The 16068-nt window shown below is 60.3% G+C and carries 14 protein-coding genes; 4 read left to right on the forward strand and 10 right to left on the reverse strand.

Annotated elements, in window-relative coordinates; all coding sequences use genetic code 11:
- Positions 1-223 precede the first annotated feature (223 nt).
- A complete protein-coding gene (locus tag GQO94_RS09445; RefSeq protein WP_156840912.1) occupies positions 224-1165 on the forward strand; it encodes a hypothetical protein in 942 nt (313 codons plus the stop codon).
- A gap of 97 nt (positions 1166-1262) precedes the next feature.
- Here the strand turns inward: GQO94_RS09445 and GQO94_RS09450 are convergent, their stop codons facing one another.
- The 7 genes from GQO94_RS09450 to GQO94_RS09480 all read right to left on the reverse strand — a co-directional run bounded on the left by GQO94_RS09450 (position 1263) and on the right by GQO94_RS09480 (position 6895).
- Complete coding sequence (locus tag GQO94_RS09450; protein WP_156840913.1) at positions 1263-1619, reverse strand: hypothetical protein; 357 nt, start codon at positions 1617-1619, stop codon at positions 1263-1265.
- Positions 1612-3468 carry a type IV secretory system conjugative DNA transfer family protein gene (locus GQO94_RS09455; protein WP_156840914.1) on the reverse strand — a complete coding sequence of 619 codons (1857 nt, stop codon included), beginning with the start codon at positions 3466-3468 and terminating at the stop codon, positions 1612-1614. Before GQO94_RS09455 ends, GQO94_RS09450 begins: the two co-directional genes overlap by 8 nt.
- Positions 3469-3489: 21 nt before the next feature.
- Positions 3490-3939, reverse strand: coding sequence for a hypothetical protein (locus GQO94_RS09460; RefSeq protein WP_156840915.1), 450 nt, complete (start codon positions 3937-3939; stop codon positions 3490-3492).
- Positions 3940-4752: a relaxase/mobilization nuclease domain-containing protein gene (locus GQO94_RS09465; protein WP_156840916.1), complete on the reverse strand. Its 813-nt coding sequence runs from the start codon at positions 4750-4752 to the stop codon at positions 3940-3942.
- Entirely contained in the window at positions 4749-5246 is a 498-nt protein-coding gene (locus GQO94_RS09470) for a hypothetical protein (protein WP_198045908.1), read from the reverse strand. The genes GQO94_RS09465 and GQO94_RS09470 overlap by 4 nt, the downstream gene beginning before the upstream one ends.
- Before the next feature lie 556 nt (positions 5247-5802).
- The gene (locus tag GQO94_RS09475; protein ID WP_156840917.1) at positions 5803-6066 is read right to left on the reverse strand and encodes a DksA/TraR family C4-type zinc finger protein; all 264 of its coding nucleotides are present in this window, start codon (positions 6064-6066) and stop codon (positions 5803-5805) included.
- A 241-nt stretch (positions 6067-6307) separates the two neighbouring features.
- Positions 6308-6895, reverse strand: coding sequence for an FMN-dependent NADH-azoreductase (locus GQO94_RS09480; RefSeq protein WP_156840918.1), 588 nt, complete (start codon positions 6893-6895; stop codon positions 6308-6310).
- Between the two features lie 350 nt (positions 6896-7245).
- Between GQO94_RS09480 and GQO94_RS09485 the strand changes: the two genes are divergently transcribed.
- Both GQO94_RS09485 and GQO94_RS09490 read left to right on the forward strand, forming a co-directional pair.
- Entirely contained in the window at positions 7246-8391 is a 1146-nt protein-coding gene (locus tag GQO94_RS09485) for a polysaccharide biosynthesis/export family protein (protein WP_198045909.1), read from the forward strand.
- Between the two features lie 4 nt (positions 8392-8395).
- The gene (locus GQO94_RS09490; RefSeq protein ID WP_232332853.1) at positions 8396-9691 is read left to right on the forward strand and encodes a glycosyltransferase family 4 protein; all 1296 of its coding nucleotides are present in this window, start codon (positions 8396-8398) and stop codon (positions 9689-9691) included.
- Here GQO94_RS09490 and GQO94_RS09495 read toward each other — a convergent pair.
- Together GQO94_RS09495 and GQO94_RS09500 are read right to left on the reverse strand one after the other, a co-directional pair.
- Positions 9688-10473 (reverse strand): SDR family NAD(P)-dependent oxidoreductase, encoded by a 786-nt coding sequence (locus GQO94_RS09495; RefSeq protein ID WP_198045910.1) that lies wholly within the window; start codon positions 10471-10473, stop codon positions 9688-9690. The two genes, GQO94_RS09490 and GQO94_RS09495, sit on opposite strands and share 4 nt — an antisense overlap.
- Entirely contained in the window at positions 10466-11407 is a 942-nt protein-coding gene (locus GQO94_RS09500) for an aminotransferase class I/II-fold pyridoxal phosphate-dependent enzyme (RefSeq protein ID WP_156840921.1), read from the reverse strand. The genes GQO94_RS09495 and GQO94_RS09500 overlap by 8 nt, the downstream gene beginning before the upstream one ends.
- A gap of 139 nt (positions 11408-11546) precedes the next feature.
- On the opposite strand from GQO94_RS09500, the gene GQO94_RS09505 reads away from it, so the two are divergent.
- Positions 11547-13727, forward strand: coding sequence for an FG-GAP repeat domain-containing protein (locus GQO94_RS09505; protein WP_156840922.1), 2181 nt, complete (start codon positions 11547-11549; stop codon positions 13725-13727).
- 89 nt (positions 13728-13816) lie between these two features.
- Here the strand turns inward: GQO94_RS09505 and GQO94_RS09510 are convergent, their stop codons facing one another.
- Positions 13817-15985 (reverse strand): TonB-dependent receptor, encoded by a 2169-nt coding sequence (locus tag GQO94_RS09510; RefSeq protein ID WP_232332855.1) that lies wholly within the window; start codon positions 15983-15985, stop codon positions 13817-13819.
- Positions 15986-16068: the final 83 nt, after the last annotated feature.

Genomic DNA, 16068 nt, shown 5'->3' on the forward strand with positions numbered 1-16068 from the left:
ATCAAGCGTGGGAATCCTTCTCAACTCATAAACTATGGGGGCGAGCTTGATTATCTCAGGTCTAGTACCTGCGATGACCATCACTGTTTTTTTCATGAGCCCCCCTTGCTCGCAGTATATTAGCAGTCATCAAGAAATGAAGCAACTTGACACATATTCGGGCGTTGATAATCTCGAATATGAAAACATATCTTTTGATTATTGGTGATTATGGGGGGTGAGTGTGGATCGCGGAGAGCAGGTGAGGGATGAGTTTATTTATGTTTTGGAGGAAGTCGGAAGATCTAAGGAGGTTTTTTTAGAAGCCACTAAGATGTATAGAAATTCTAGCGTCGAGGAATTAAAGAATAAATTCTCGTTATCTGAATATAATGGAGATATTCTAGAAATATTTGATTTTCAGACTATTAAAAAGATTTTCAATGGTGAGCACTCGTCGACGACGCCTCCTAGTTTGAAGAAACTTCGTACAACGTTATACTTCATGAAATATGTTTTTCCAAAACTATATGAAAAAGGTTCCGTACTGCATGTATCGATAGATGATGTTGATAATTGTGATGATATAGAAGTTGTTATCAGTCGTCTTAGTTCTCTAAAACCTATCGCCAGAGTAGACGGCAGCTCTGATGAAAATAATCAAAATTATTTTAGTGGTAAGACTCTGGTCTATGCATTGACGATGAACGGAATTGATCGAGAGGTTAATCTGGCGGGGCGATCGCCAGTTGGCGTCGTAGGAAATTTTGCTTTTCCGAGGGGTAAAAGCATTCATCTGCACGACGTTGTGGCGTACTACGTACTTGATGATGGTAATTTAATAGAAAATGGCCGCTGGCATACGCGAGATGCCGTATACTTTGACAATGAAGTTGGATTCCTATTGAAATTTGCACTTTCACCCGTTGATTTGAAAGAGGGCGTTCGGCGGGTTAGCCACAATTCGGTACATGGAATCCTGGGAATGGCGGTTAGGGATCGACCAAGCGGAGGATTTGCATTTCAAAATGCCATCTGCGCTTTGCAAGGAGAACTCATCGATCTTTTGCCTGAACGAGTTTCGCGCCCTGGACGGATGTATGGTGAGCTTTTCACTACGCCGGAAGATGAAATATTTGATGAGTTAGCATCATGTGCGGGGGAATTGCTAAAAAGAGTTAGATAGTATCATTAACAGTGACTTTGATATTGGTTAAATTTATTGGTCATGGGTGCTCGGTTTCATAAATTATTGCATTTATCGCCTTTTGTTCAACATGATCTTATCGCGTAATGTCCATCGAGTGACTATCTGATGACTTGAACTTTTCTGTGATGTGATTTTGATTTCCAAGTCTAAGTCGTCCCTCTGTAGGAAGCGTGCTTGTGCGCGCCGCTGGATCCTGCTGCGTCTTCGGTTTGATTTGTTTATCACTGATTGGAAGCGACTTATAATTACTTGTCTTTGTGCCGGCCATCCCCGGCGGGGCGAGCCGGAGATGGTCTATCTGAAACGGCGGCTTGGGCACCGGCTTCGCGTTATCCTGATCTCGAACAGGCAGGTCTTTCATCGTGAAACTTGTTCGCTGGTTTTGAGCGTCATCAAGCGCGAAGCGCTTCCTGGCTTTCTCGTCATGCATGGTCTGTCTCCTCGAATGGAAGCATGAGTTGGCCCGCGCGCAGATTTCGACCGAGAGATTTCAGGCCTTCGGTTTCAAACCAGGGCTGGCGGATACCGGCGATCGCATGGTGGTTATCGATGAACACAAGTTGCCGGTAGCTGGGCAGACGCATTAGTTCGTCCGGGAACGCGAGTGGGCGCTGGGCAAGGGCATAGTTCTGGCTATTCGTTACTGAACTTCCTGAGCTGCTGCCTTGGGCGCTGCTTGAGCTGGAAACAGCCCGGCTCACCGCGCTGGAGAGATTCCACACGGTGGTGACGCCGCACAGGCTGGAAAAATACTCCGCCGTTTGCTTGTCGCGCGAGCCGAAGTACTGAATGGCGCCGGAATTGCTGATCAGGGTCTCGTAGCCGCCTTCGCCGTAGACATCCCGGATCTGGCTGAGATCTTGCGCAATCCCCCAGAGCTGCATGCCAAACCCGGCCATGAGGCTGAAGGCCTGACGCACCATGGTGAGTTTACCCAGAGAGGGCAACTCATCGAGCAGGAAGAGTACCGGCTTGTCTGGTTGCTGATCGATGTTGCGAGCGTTCACAGTGAGTGCTTGTTGGATCAGAAGGCGCAGCCAACGCGAAAACGCTTCCAGCCGGTCAGCGGGCAGCACCAGATAGATGCTCATGCGCTTGGTCTTCAGATCTTCGAAGCGGAAGTCCGAGCTGGTCAGGTTTTCCCGGACACGTGCCGAGTCCAAAAAGCGTGTTTCGGCCTGTGCGGAGGCAATGACATTGGACATGAGCCGCGCTTCTTTCTGAAGACAACGCGCGCCCGTGCTGGCCACAACGTGATGCGGCGAATCCAGCATCCGGTGCCAGAGCAGTTTCAGATCGTCCCCATCCATAAGGAGCAGATCGCGTACGCGGCCGAGATGACGCCGGTCTGCTTCATTCGGATCGGTGGCGACGTACAAGATGTTGCCTTGCAGAACGCCTTTGCTTTCTTCGATCCAGAAGGGATCGGCTTTCTCGCTTTTCGGCATGACGAGTGCGTCAGCCAGCATCATCGCGTTTTCTGTGATGTCAGGATCTTCAGGGTTGAGCCAATCAAGCGGGTTAAACTTGGAAGACTGGCCGTTTGAGGCGATGTTCCACGGATCGACGATATGCACTTCATGGCCCATGGCGCGGCGGCGCTCCGCCGTGATCATCGCATTTTCGCCCTTGGGATCAATGACCAAAACGCTGCCCTCATAGGTGAGCAGATTGGGAATAATCGCCGCCGTGCCCTTACCGGCGCGGGTGGGGGCGATGGTGAGCAAATGACGATCACCCGTATAGTGAACAGGCTGCGGCGCGTCCGCGCCGGGGAAATAGCCAAGCCGAAGACCACTCTCGCCGATCAGCCCGTTCTCTTCGAGATAAGGAAGCGTTGCCCATTCCGCCGAGCCGAAGGTGGTGGGCTTTTCGAAAAAGGCTTTTGCCGCGCCGCCAAGCCAAAGACCAAAAGCAAGGCAAAATCCGGTAAGGGCGGCGATGTAGGTCGCGCTCGTGCCAAAGGCGCCGGTATCTCCAAGAGCGACATACATCACGATCAACGCCAGCACAGCCATGATGATCCGGCGAACCTGGGCGGCGCTCGGCGACAGAAACCAGCCAAGGGCATAACCCGCACCGGTCGAGACGATGATGATCATAATCTGCATGATCGCCGTGCGAGATGTTGTCCTGCCTTCGGCTGATTTGAGAAAGAAAATGATGGCAGCGATTACGAAGAACCATGTGCGCGGCGACCAACGGGTCATGGTCTCGACGAGCTTTTCCGCCTTCATTCTCAGGGCGAGAAGAAGGAGCTTCCAGTCTTGCTTATGCATGGGTGATGTCTCCGCTACGAGTTAGCGATCAAGGGAAAAGCCGCGCGGCTTGCGCAGCGGTGTCTGGTCATGTTCGGGGATGGTCATGCGCCGCATGATCTCGGCATGCAGATCGGCGCGCTCTTGAATATGCCGCCTTCGCAGTTTCTCGATCCGGTGTTGGACGTTGCGCCGGACGTCCATCTGAGTGCGGATCAAGGAATCGCGCTCGGCGGCATCGCGTTTGGCGCAGCGCCAGGCTTCGAGTTGGTTTTGCTGGGAGATGGCTTTCGCCTTACCCGTCAGCCTGTCCCAGAAACCGGCAAGACCCGTGCGAACCCTTCTGGCGCGAATGGCGATCTCTTCGCGTTGCCGCTCTTCCTGTTTGGTCTTCAGCCTTGTGCGATCCGCTTTATGCTCGTCAGTGAGTTGGTCGGCTCTGCGTTTGAGTGGGCGCAATTCGTCCTGCTGGCGGGCGCGCTCTTCCGCCATCTAGGATTTGAGCTTGGCGGTGGCTTTTTGATTGATGTTAGCTGTCACCATGGCGACGGAAGGAAGTCCGTCGCCGTTCCCAAACCGGGCGCGCAGCTCTTTGGTCTTGATCCCGGTGTAGCGGGAAAGGCTGTAGACATTGCAGTCAACATCGAGAGCCACCAGTCCGCGCCAGTCACCCTTGGCGATGAAATATCCGCGCTCTTCCAGCGCAGCAGCAAAGGCTTTCAGCCCGTCTGCCTGCTGATAGGCTTGCTGGAATGCTTGTTTGATCTCGCGTGGATCAAGACCCACCCGTTTGGCCTGCTGCCATTCTGCCAACGTAAAATTGAGCGGGGATTTGCCGCCCATATGCTTGAGGCCGTCCGGCAGATCCCAGCCATGTTTAAGGTAGAGTTCCTTGGACAGCGACATGAGCTTGTTCTTGAAATGCGAAATGTTGATCGCACGCATCTCTTCGCCATCGATCCGTGACCACACGACATGCGCGTGACGCCGTCCTTCTTTTTCGTGAATGATGATGGCGCGCGGCTGGCCGGTGAGGCCGAGGCGTTCTTCGCAAGCGTTGGCGGCGCACTCGAACGCCTCTTCGCCCAGCACCGCATTCTTGGGCGGGTTCAAACTCAGTGAAAACAGATGCTGTTTGCACTTCGTGCCCTGGCTGATCGCATAGCTCTCATGCAAAGCGCCGTGCAGATCACCCGCCACAAACCCGCGCAGCTCGTGCACGGTGACATGATCATTGTCGCGGTCATTGAGTAGATGCGCGGCGAGTTGCAAACCGCCTGCGCGCTGCGAGCCTTTGAGGATCATAGCCCATACCTCTTCGAAGGGGAGGGCGCCGGATCAGCGGCAGGAGCTGGTGCGGCTTTCCGCGCGAAGGTCTGCGCCACGCTCTCATTGGCAGGCGGCTCGGTGATTTTGAGGCCAAGCGCTGTCATGAGCATCTGGCGCATTGCCTTGATGTCATCGCAGGCGCGCGCGATCAGCCGCTTGGTCTCGTCATCGAAATACAGATCGCCAATGTTGGCGGCTTTGGCGAGCTGGCTCAGATTGGTCGCGAGATGGGAACGACCTAGCGCCGCCAGCACGTCGGCGAGACTCTGGTGATCTTTGACTGGGCCTTTGCGACGCTTGCGGTAGGTCGGCGCGTCTTCGGCAAAGATCAGGGATTTGATGTAGGAGGCAAGCGGCATGGTGCCCGCCCGCTCTTCAAGTTTCCGCCGCTCATCCTTCGTCAGGCGAAGTGAAAAGGGCGGGGCGCGGTCAGGCTTGTCGCCCTCGCGCATATAATAAGTTCTGGTCATCGACAGCTCTCCGGCCATCGACCTGAGCTCGACATGCGAGCCGCCAGTTCAAATCCCGTTTAGGGATTTGGACGCGGTGGCCTGCTTTTGCGGGTATTGCTCAGGTCATAGGCATTGAAGAGCAGATCAAATTGGCTGACAGGTTCGCAGGAATGAGCGGTTTTGCTGGGTTTCCGGTCAGGTAGGCAACGTCGGTTGCGAGCCCCCGCAACCATCTTTACCTTGCCACGGCTCCAAAGCCCACGATCCACCTTCAGTTCTCCGAACGCCATGTCATGGGCCGCTCGCGCAGCGGGGCCCAGGCTCAGCAAGCAATTTCCGTTTTGCTAGGATCGGGCGTGGCGTTTTTGTGCGCTATCACGCGTCATCGTGCTTTGCCGGATGCGTCACCTAGCCGTGGCCGGGATATCTGCATTCAAGCAGCTTACTGTCTTGGGGCTGCGTTTGACCGCCTTTGGCAGCTTGCGTGAAGATCTGCGAGAACGGCTTGGTCAAAGTTGGCCATGCGCTTGCGCTTCGATCCGCAGTTTCGGCGCGAGTCCGTTTGAACCGCGTTTCAACGCAGCTGGCTGTCCTTGCTGCCACGCCGATTGATGCGGGAATGCGATACGGTTTTATCCAATTGCGACTGACAGGTGACACATGTGCGCACCCCCGGCAGCGCTTCGCGCCGCCGCAAGGGGATGGTTTCTCCGCACTCTTCGCAATGTTCTAGCCCTTCGCCCGCAGGCATCCGGGCGCGAGCCCCACGCACGGCGTCGTTCACGGTATCGTCTATCTGATCCTGTACCGCGCCATCGCGTGACCAACCGCCGGCCATGTCACTTTCCTTGCGTTTCTATCGTCAAGGAAAGGTGGGGGTTCGGGAGCGATCAATCAATCCCCGAGGCTGCTGGCTGCTGCGGCTTCGTATCGAGAGCTTGCAGCGATTCCCATGAAGCGTGCTTGTCATGAGTCTGGCGCAGGCTTCCGAGCGCAGTTGTACTAGCGATTTGACCGTCGTCAGCAGGCCGGCATCGCGCCAGCGATGTTACACTGCGCGCCGCCGGCCCGCTGGTGCGTCAGCCGAGTTCCTCGATCTTCGCTTTGGCTTCGTTGAGGGCCGCCTCGGCGACGTCTGGACCGAACGCGATACCTTCCGCGGTCACGACCTCGATGTCGGTAATGCCCATGAAATTCAGCAATGCCTTGGTGTGCGGGATCGCAAACGGAAAGCCCTCTTCGTCCTCGTATTTGCCACCGCGAGCATGAAGGAGGACAGCGCGCTTGCCTTTGACGAGACCCTCGGATCCGCTCTCGGTATATTGAAACGTCGTCCCCGATCTGGCGATGTAATCGAACCATGCCTTGAGCGTCGAAGGCATCCCGAAATTGTAGAGCGGCAGCCCGATCACGATCACATCGGCATCGAAGACTTCGCCGATCAGCTTGTCCTGCAGCGCCCGTGTTTCGGCGAATTCGTCGCCTTCCGGTGCTTCGCGACCGATTCCGGCCAGGCTCTCGGAGTTGATGTGCGGAACAGGCGAAGAATCGAGATCGCGCTCTACTACCGCGGTGTCCGGATGCGCTGCCAGGTAGGCGTCGATCATGGCGTTGCTGGCGGACGCGGCGCCCGTCGCGGCGCTGCGGATCACGAGAGTGGTGGTCATAAGTCTTTTTCCTGTCTGGCTTTGGGGAGAGGCACTCAGGTCAACTCGCAGATCGGGTCTGTGTGGCAGTTGCACAAGCGTCGAAACCCGAAATAGCCAAGTTGGTCGTTGCTTGATTGGACCAGGGGGACATGATCCGAAAAGGACCTGAATTTATGCATTCGCCTGCTTGCGGCGCGAGCGGGCGTGTCTATTCTGACCCGATCTGCCGCTCGAGTTTGCGCAGGGGGCCCGTGATCGATGCTTCGCAAGACTGAACGAGCCCGCCGCAAGTGCGACGAGCCTTGAAGCGCTCCGTCCCCTTCGTAGAGTCGAATCCACTTGCCCCACCTCGCAGTACGATGCCGTTGATGGCCGGGCGCTACCTCCTAGGCGTGGCCTGCCTGTTGCCGCTGGTCACCGGATGCGCCTCGCTGCCGACTTCGGGCCCGACCACGGGGCAGGTCCTCAAAGGAAGCGAGTCCGGCGAAAGTACGCTGACTTACCAAGTGATCGATATCACGGCGCAGTCGTTGCCGTCCGTCGCGGCGCAAGTCACTGACGACGCGGGGCGAATGGGCAATCTCGCCGCATCGCCGCTACCCCCGAGAGTCGACACGATCCGCAAGGGCGACGTATTGGAGATCCGGATCTTCGAAGTTGGCATTGGCTTGTTCGAGCCCGTTGCCCAAGCCGTCAGCAGCGCGGGCGGCACTCCGGAAGCCAGCGGACAGACCATTACCTCACGTGTGCGCGAAGACGGCACGATCGACATTCCCTATGTCGGGTCCGTCGAAGCTGCGGGCACATATCCCGAACAGCTGGCCGCGGCCATTCGCACCAGACTCCAGCGGTTTTCGCAAAGTCCGGAGGTCCTCGTCACGATCAGCGAGAGCGTCGAGAATGCGGTCTATGTATCGGGCGCGGTGGAGAATCCGGGACGTTACTCGCTGAGCGAGGCGCGCGAACGCGTGCTGGACGCGATCGCTCTGGCTGGCGGCGCCACTAGCGATATCACCGATGTAATCCTGCGGATTTCGCGCGGCGACCGAATCGAGACCGCGCGGCTTTCGGATGTCGATCTCGACAGTCTTGCCAACCTGGTCCTGCTTCCCGGCGACCGCATCCAGCTGCTCAATCAGCCGATGACCTACACTGTGTTCGGGGCGAGCGAGAAAGTCTCGCAAGTGCCGTTCCAAACACGTCGGCTGACGCTCGCCGAAGCGATTGCGCGGGCTGCGGGGCCATCCGATGCCCGCGCCAACCCGCGCGGGGTCTTTTTGTTTCGCCTGACACCGGCCGAATCCCCCGAGGAGCCGGCGACGCCTGTCGCCTACCGCATCAACATGATGCGTCCCGAATCCTATTTCCTCGCGCAGATGGTCGAGATGCAGGACAAGGACGTGCTGCTGTTCGCCAATGCTCCGGCCAATCTCTCCTCGAAGCTGATCAGCATGATCAACCAATTGCTCAGCCCGGCCATCACCGCTGCCACCATTTCCAACGCGACTCGCTAGCGGGGTGCGCGTCGCGATTGACGGATACAACATCGCGATGCCGGAGGGGACGGGTGTCGCCACGTATGGCGCGACGCTGGCCGACACGCTGAAACGCGCGGGCTATGGCGTGGAGGGGGTGTTCGGACTGGCGGCCGGCAACAAGCCGAGAATGCGCGAGATGCTGTTTTTCGAGCAGCTTGGGCGCGGGCATCAGCTCAGCAGCATGAAGCTCGTGCGGGACGTCGCCTTGTCGGTGTCCCTCAATCACCTTCCCCGGCGGCTGACCAGAATCGCGGCGATTGGCGACGTCGAACGTCGCGCGTTTGCCTCGCGAGTTCCGGCGTTCGACGCTTTCTGGACCAGCCCGCTGCTGTTCGAGATCGCTTATGCCCGGTTCCGTCATCTCGGCCGATTCCTGACCATAACGATGCCCGATCCGCCCGAGGTCATGCACTGGACCTACCCGCTGCCTCTGCGGATGCGGGGCGCGCGCAACATCTACACGATCCACGATCTCGTACCGATCAAGCTGCCGCACACGACACGCGACGACAAGGTGTATTACCGAAGGTTGGTCACGCGCTGCGTCGAGACTGCCGATCGGATCGTGACCGTGTCCGAAGCGAGCCGTCGGGATACGATCGAGTTGCTCGATGCCGATCCGGCGAACGTCGTGAACACCTATCAGGCGAGTCTCGTCCCGCAATCGATTCACACAACTTCGTTCGAAGAGGACGCCGCCGTCGTCGAAAGCGTGTTCGGGGTTCGGGCGCGGGATTTCTACCTCTTTTTCGGCGCTCTCGATCCCAAGAAGAACATCGGCCGCATCGTCGAAGCCTATCTCGCTTCGCAAAGCCAGCGCCCGCTCGTTATCGTCAGTTCGCGCGATTGGGGGATGGCGAGTGAGGCCCGCATGTTCGGGGACAAAGGAACGATCTACGGTCAGGAGATGCGCGACCGGATCATCCGGCTGAAGTATCTGCCACGCCCGATGCTGTTCCGGCTGATCCGTTCGGCCCGCGCGGTGCTGTTCCCTTCCCTTTATGAAGGCTTCGGGCTTCCGGTGCTGGAGGCGCAGCAAATGGGCACGCCCGTCATCACTGCGAACACCAGCTCGTTGCCCGAAGTCGCGGGCGATGCGGCGCTGCTCGTCGATCCTTATGCCAGCGAAGAGATTGCTGCAGCGATCAAGCGGATCGATGCGGACGATGCCCTCGTCGAAGACATCTCGCGCCGGGGCCTTGCGCAGGCAGCGTTCTTTTCTGAGCAACGCTATCGCGAGCGGCTCGACGCACTTTACCAAGGCCTCGCGCGCTAATCGGCCTCGTCGCGCTTTGCGACAGTGAAGCGCAGGCCCTTGGTAAAGAAACGGTTCAAGCGTTCCGGCGACAGGATCGAGAACAGGGCGGCAGGCCAGAGCGGAGCCGGAAAGCCCGTCAGCCGGCGGTTGTTGGCGGCGCTGGCGAGGATCTTGCGCGCCGCGGTATCGGCATCGACTTGATAAGGCCGCTCGCCCAAGTGCTCGTCCGCCATCGGGCTTTCGACGTAGCCCGGGCATACCACCGAGATCCCGACTCCGCTCGACCGCAACGCTTCGCGAAGCGACAAGCCGTAAGCGATCAGACCCGCCTTGCTGGCCGAGTACGCCGCGGCATCAGGCAGCGGGGAAAGCCCGGCGAGCGAGGAAACCAGTACCACTTGCCCGCTGCCACGCTGCTGCATCCGCGGCAGCACCAGTTGCAGTGCCTCGACACTGGACACGAGATTGATTTCGATCACGCGGCGATCCGCGGCCCCGCTATCGACCGGGGCTTCCGCGCGGCGGCCATCGAGCACGCCATGGTTCGAAACGTACAGATCGGGTACGCCGATTTCGTCCATGAGCGCCGTCAGCGGCGCGGGCTCGCGCATGTCGAAGCAGCGCAGGGCAGTGCGGTGCGCTCCCAGCGCGTCGCACTGCCTGGCGACGGCTTCGAGCCGGTCGCGGTTCCGCCCGGTCAGGGCCAGGCTCCAGTTCTGCGCTGCCAGACGGCGGGCGATTGCCGCGCCGATCCCGCTCGATGCGCCCGTGACCAGCGCGGTGCGAGGTGGCTTAGCCATCGCTATCCTGCGAGCGGGCCCGGATAGCATCGGTCGCGACACGAGAGACCGAAAGGCCGGATTGGGCGACCGCGCGTTGCTCTTCGGCCATGGTCGCGACCACGGCGTCGATGTGCGCGTCGCAATGGCTGGCCGAAAGGAAGAAGCGTATGCGCGCCTGGCCTTCGGGCACGCCCGGCGCGAATACCGGAACGGTCGCGAAGCCGCGTTCCATCATCCGTTCCGAAAGCAGCACCGTCTGCAAGCTGTCCCCGATGAAGACCGGCGCCACGGCAAGCCCCCAGGACGAGCCCGGATCGAAGCCGGCCGCCCGCACCGCGCCGATGAACCGCTGGCCATTGGCGCGCAGTCGCGCGACCCGCTCGGGCTCCGCCAGCATCAGGTCGAGCGCCTCGGTCGCGGCGACCGCAGCCGTAGGGGGCAGTCCCACCGAATAGACCATGCCGGGGGCCTGGAACTTGAGAAATTCGATCAGCGCCGCCGGACCCGCGACGTAGCCGCCGCAGCTCACCAGCGTCTTGGAAAGCGTCCCCATCCAGATGTCGACTTCCTGCGGATCGACGCCTTGTTCTTCGAAGATGCCGCGCCCCGTTCGGCCGAGAACGCCCAGCGAATGCGCTTCGTCGATCATCAGCCAGGCGCGGTGGCGGGCCTTGATCTCGACCAACCGGGCTAGGTCGGGGCCGTCGCCGTCCATCGAGAACAGGCCTTCGCTCACGATCAGGCAATGCCGGTACCGCGCGCGATGCTGGACGAGCAGGCGCTCGAGCGAATCCGGATCGTTGTGCGCAAAAGCCATGCGCTGCGCACCCGACATTTGCGCGCCTACGAAGATGCTGTTGTGCGCGAGCTCGTCGTAGAGAACGAGGTCTCTCTGCCCCATCACCGTATCGATCACGGCGAGATTCGTCGCATGCCCGCTGACAAATGCCAGCGCGTCTTCCGCGCCCTATACCGACGCCACGGGCCGACACCTCGTCAGCACCGGGGGTGACGGCGGTGCGCTGCTGACGAACTTCGAAGTTCTCGCTTTCCAAGGCGAGGCGCTTCCCGGCAGCTTTCTTTCGGCTGACTTGAGCGGGCTCGGAACGCGGATTGACTGGTTTTCCAGCGATGCCCCGTCTCAAACGGGCGAAATCGAAGTCATCGGCACCGCCTTCGACGATACCTTTCAGTTCGGATCGGAGCGAGACACTTTTACGGGGTCGGGCGGATACAATACGTACCGCGCCTATACGCTTTGGGACGACATCAATCTGCAGGGCGCGCTGTTCGATGGGGACGTGATCACCGACTTCAGCACGTCGGACGCAATCGACCTCAGCTATACCCACTACGGAAATCTGCCGGCAGCATTCATCGGAACCGATCGCTTCAGCGGCGTAGCCGGCGAAGTGCGCTATGAAAAGCAGGCCGGACGAACCTTGCTGATGAGCGATGGCGACGGCGACGGGATCGCCGATGCCACGCTGACCTTCACCAACGGCGCTTTCGACCTGGCGGAAGAAGAGCCGGGCATTCTCATTCGCGAAGGAGGCAGCGAAGCGCCGCAGCGGGCCGTCGTCTCGGATATCGACGGCAACGGCACGTCGGACATCGTCCTCCGCTCGGCGTCGGGCGAGCTTTCGTATTGGTTGACTACCGGCACTACGATCACGGGCAGCGGCGCGATTACGACCGACCCGACGGAGTTTCTCGTTGCGAAGGGCAATTTTCGCGGAGACGGCAAGATCGAACCGCTGCTTCGCGATAAAGCCGGCCTTATCGGTACCGCATTCGGGGCGATTGGCAATCCAGGTCCCGGCAACGTTCCGGTCGGGGCGGGGGATCTCGATCGCGACGGCAGAGCCGACATCGTCTTTCGCAATGGCGTGGATGGCGCCTATGCGGCATGGCTGATCGACGGCACCACGATCAAGGCGAGCGGAGATATCGGCAATCCCGGCCCGGGCTTTGCTTTCGTCGCACTCGCCGACTTCGATGGCGATGGGCGCGACGACATGCTCTTTCGCGGTGCGGACGGGTCTTATGCCGCCTGGCGCATGGACGGCGCCGGTATCGCGGGCGGCGGTGCGATCGGCGATCCGGGCGCCAGCTGGTTCTTTGCCGGCACTGGCGACTTCGATGGCGACGGGAAGGACGATATCCTGTTCCGCAACATCGACGGTAACGTCGGCACTTGGCAAATCGACGGGACCGTCATCACCGGCGGCGGCATCGTCGCCGATCCGGGCAAATGGGTGATCGCGGGGACCGGCGATTACGACGGCGACGGTCGGGACGACATCCTGTTCCGGGACGCGGAAGGCACGCTGGCGCTGTGGCAGCTTGACGGAACCAGGCTGGTCGGCGGCGGCACCATCGGCAATCCGGGACCGGGCGTCGATCTGGCTTTCAGCCCTTCGCATCCCGGATTCGCGCCGCTGGTGTTCGTCGCGACCGACGGGACGGTCGCGACCTGGCTGGTCTCGGGCACGACTATCGTGGCCGGCGGCACCCTGGGTAGTCCCGGCCCCTTCTGGACCGCGCTCGCCAACGGCGATACGACCGGGCTGGGGACGACCAGCGTGCTGTTTCAGGGCCAGGACGGTCGCCTCGCGGTATGGCAGAGCGATGCAAAGCAGTTGCTCGAAGCCGGCGGCGAGATCGGCAATCCGGGGCCGGATTGGTCTTTCCGCGCTTTGGACGACTTCAACGGCGATGGGCGCGACGACATCTTGTTTCAGCACTCCGACGGACGATACTTCGTGTGGAATCTGGCGGATGACGAGATCGTCGGTGGGGGAGATCTGGGCAAAGCACCGGGCTTCGCGTTCGTCGCGGCGGGCGATCTCGACGGCGACGGCAAGGCCGACATGTTGTTCCGTGATCAGGCCACCGGGGAGTTCGCAGCCGGGCTAGCTTCCGGCACGACGATCAGGGACGCGGGCTCGATCGGTCAGGCGCCGGGCCTGAGCTTTGCGGGGATGGGTGACTTCGACGGCGACGGCGCCGAGGACATTCTCTTCCGCAGCGATGCCACGGGCGATTTCGTCCGCTGGGACATGACCGATGCCGGTGTCGAAGCCGGCGCCATCGGCAATCCCGGCGTTTCCCTCGAATTGGCCGGTATCCAGGACATCAATCAGGACGGCCGCGACGATCTGATCTTCAAGGATGCCAATGGCCTGCACACGGCCTGGATCCTCGCCGACACGCAGATCCTTGCTTCAGGTATCATCGGCGGCGAGCTTCAGGGGTGGGGGATGCTCTGACGTCCGCAGAGGGCACCCCTTAAGAAGCTTGCGCCGGGGGTTTGACGAACGGGCCGGGAGGCGGGTCGCGACCTCCCGGCAACGTGTCCCTAGAAGCTCAAGCGTGCGCTGACACGAAAGTCGCGGCCGGCAAGCGGAACGAAGTCCTTGGTGAAGCTGGCATGACGGCGGGCGTCGACATCGAAGATGTTGTTGGCCGACAGGATCAGTACCGTTTCATCGCGTTCGCCGAACGGGTGCCACTGGACGGCGGCGTTCACCAGCGTGAAGCTGTCCGTCGGGGTTTCGAAGGCCGCGACGTCGTTCTGTTCGAACACGTGCTCGACTTCGACTCGTCCGCCGAATGGCCCCTGGTCGGCTGCCAGAGAGCCTTTGACGCGCAGCGGCGGGATGCGCGGAACGTCTCCGCCGCCATCGAGGATCTTGGCATTGACGTAATCGGCAACGAGATTGCCAGTCAGATTGAAGGCCTCGCTTTCAACCAGCTTCGCCTCGAGTTCGCCTTCAAGGCCATAGTAGCGGGCCTTGGCTTGCTGGAATTGATAGACAGGCAGGCCATCCTCCTCCTCGCCGGTCGCGACTTCGTAGATGTAATCCTTGAACCACTGCGCGTAAGCGCTGAGACTGAAGCGAACCGGGCCGGACCGACCGCGCACATACGTTTCCGCGCCCCAGCTCTTCTCCAGATTGAATTCCGGATTGCCCAATTCGAAGGCCTGCGTCGCGATATGCGGTCCGTTGGGGAAGAGTTCTTCCGCGGATGGGGCACGCGTGGCGCGCGAGCCCGTCACGCCGATCTGCACGTCGGGCGCGACATCGTAGGACAAGCCGATCGCCCCGGAGAAAGCATCGAAAGAGCGGTCTACGGCTACGACCGGCGCATCCTCGCCGAGCGCCAACTTGACCGCATTCGAACTCACGTTGGTATGTTCGTAGCGGCCGGCCACTTCGAGCCCCACTGGCCCGAACTTGAACTCCTGGAGTGTGAAAACGCCGATTTGCGAGGTCTGGTTGGGCGGCACGAAGGCTTCGGCGCCAATGGCTTCGAAATCCCGCACGAAGGCTTGCACGCCAGTGACGCCGCGCCAGCCGTCGCGATTGGCCTGGACCAGCTCCAGACGTCCTTCCAGCGCATCGGACAGGAACACGGTGCCGACCTCGTCCCCTTCGAACTCGGTGTGCTTGTAATCGGCATAGCCCGCCCGCATGCGCACCGCCTCGAGCCAGGGCCCATCGACATTGATCTGACCGCGGATGTCCGCGCGCCATTGCTTCATGCCGATGGTGACCGGGCCTTCGCCTTCCTCCATGCCGTCGTCTTGGCCCTCTTCGTCCTCACCGTGCGCATGATCCGCACCCGGGCGAGCCGGCACGCCATAGTCGCTGTTGTAATAGCCAACCGAAACGCCGAGACTACCGCCATCGTTGATCAGCGCGACGCCCCCACCGAGTGTGTAAGTCTCCACTCCGGTATTGGGGATGCGTCCCTTCAGACCCGCCAGATTGCGCGCATCGGCGGCCTCGTCGAGGTGGCCTTCTTCCTCTTCTTCCGCAGCGATCGCGAGTTGCTCGGCGCGCAGTTCGGGCGACAGCACGAAACCGCCGACCTTCAAGTCATTCGAATGGCGATAGCTACCGTCGACATGCGCGACGATGTTGGACGCCAGCGCGACGTCGGCCGAAGCTCCGGCGCTGACGTCGTCTGCCGCCGAGCCGAAACCGCCCAGGGCATCGAGGTGAAAGCCGTTCTCGGGGACCTCGCGAGGGATCCTTCGGTCGATCACGTTGACGGCGCCGCCGATCGCCTGGCTGCCGAACAGCAGGACGGCGGGGCCGCGCAGGATCTCGATGCGTTCCGCCGTCAGCGGATCGATCGTGACGCCGTGGTCGGTGGAGGTGTTGGACACATCGAGCGAGCCGAGCCCGTCGGTCAACACGCGGATGCGTTCGCCCTGAAAGCCGCGCAGCACCGGTCGCGAGGCGCCGGGGGAGAAGGAGGTCGCGGAAACGCCCGGCTGGGACGTCAGCGCGTCGCCGATCTGGCCGCGAACCTCTCTCACCAGATCATCGCCGGAGACGACGGATACCCCGCCGATGACATCGATACGGTCGACGAAGTCTGCCGTGACGACGATGTCGCGCGAAGTTTCGCCATGGACGGCGGAGGTGTCGTGATCGTGCTGGCTCGAAGCGTCCTGCGCCATTGCGGGAGTGGCCAGGACAGTGCCGGCGAGAATGAGGTATTTGAGTCGGAACACGGGTTTCTCCATTGAGGCCCGGCTCGCTTATCGAGCATGATATAACATATCAATAGAGATGCGATGAAATTCGTGTGGATGCG

It is taken from the genome of Novosphingobium aquimarinum, assembly GCF_009746585.1.
GTDB classification, from domain to species: Bacteria; Pseudomonadota; Alphaproteobacteria; order Sphingomonadales; family Sphingomonadaceae; genus Novosphingobium; species Novosphingobium aquimarinum.

What these genes read in the sequence shown, in the direction of transcription:
- GQO94_RS09450 (WP_156840913.1), bottom strand. Translation starts at nt 1,619, where the DNA reads ATGCATGACGAGAAAGCCAGGAAGCGCTTCGCGCTTGATGACGCTCAA.
- GQO94_RS09455 (WP_156840914.1), bottom strand. Translation starts at nt 3,468, where the DNA reads ATGCATAAGCAAGACTGGAAGCTCCTTCTTCTCGCCCTGAGAATGAAG.
- GQO94_RS09460 (WP_156840915.1), bottom strand. Translation starts at nt 3,939, where the DNA reads ATGGCGGAAGAGCGCGCCCGCCAGCAGGACGAATTGCGCCCACTCAAA.
- GQO94_RS09465 (WP_156840916.1), bottom strand. Translation starts at nt 4,752, where the DNA reads ATGATCCTCAAAGGCTCGCAGCGCGCAGGCGGTTTGCAACTCGCCGCG.
- GQO94_RS09470 (WP_198045908.1), bottom strand. Translation starts at nt 5,246, where the DNA reads ATGACCAGAACTTATTATATGCGCGAGGGCGACAAGCCTGACCGCGCC.
- GQO94_RS09475 (WP_156840917.1), bottom strand. Translation starts at nt 6,066, where the DNA reads ATGGCCGGCGGTTGGTCACGCGATGGCGCGGTACAGGATCAGATAGAC.
- GQO94_RS09480 (WP_156840918.1), bottom strand. Translation starts at nt 6,895, where the DNA reads ATGACCACCACTCTCGTGATCCGCAGCGCCGCGACGGGCGCCGCGTCC.
- GQO94_RS09485 (WP_198045909.1), top strand. Translation starts at nt 7,246, where the DNA reads ATGGCCGGGCGCTACCTCCTAGGCGTGGCCTGCCTGTTGCCGCTGGTC.
- GQO94_RS09495 (WP_198045910.1), bottom strand. Translation starts at nt 10,473, where the DNA reads ATGGCTAAGCCACCTCGCACCGCGCTGGTCACGGGCGCATCGAGCGGG.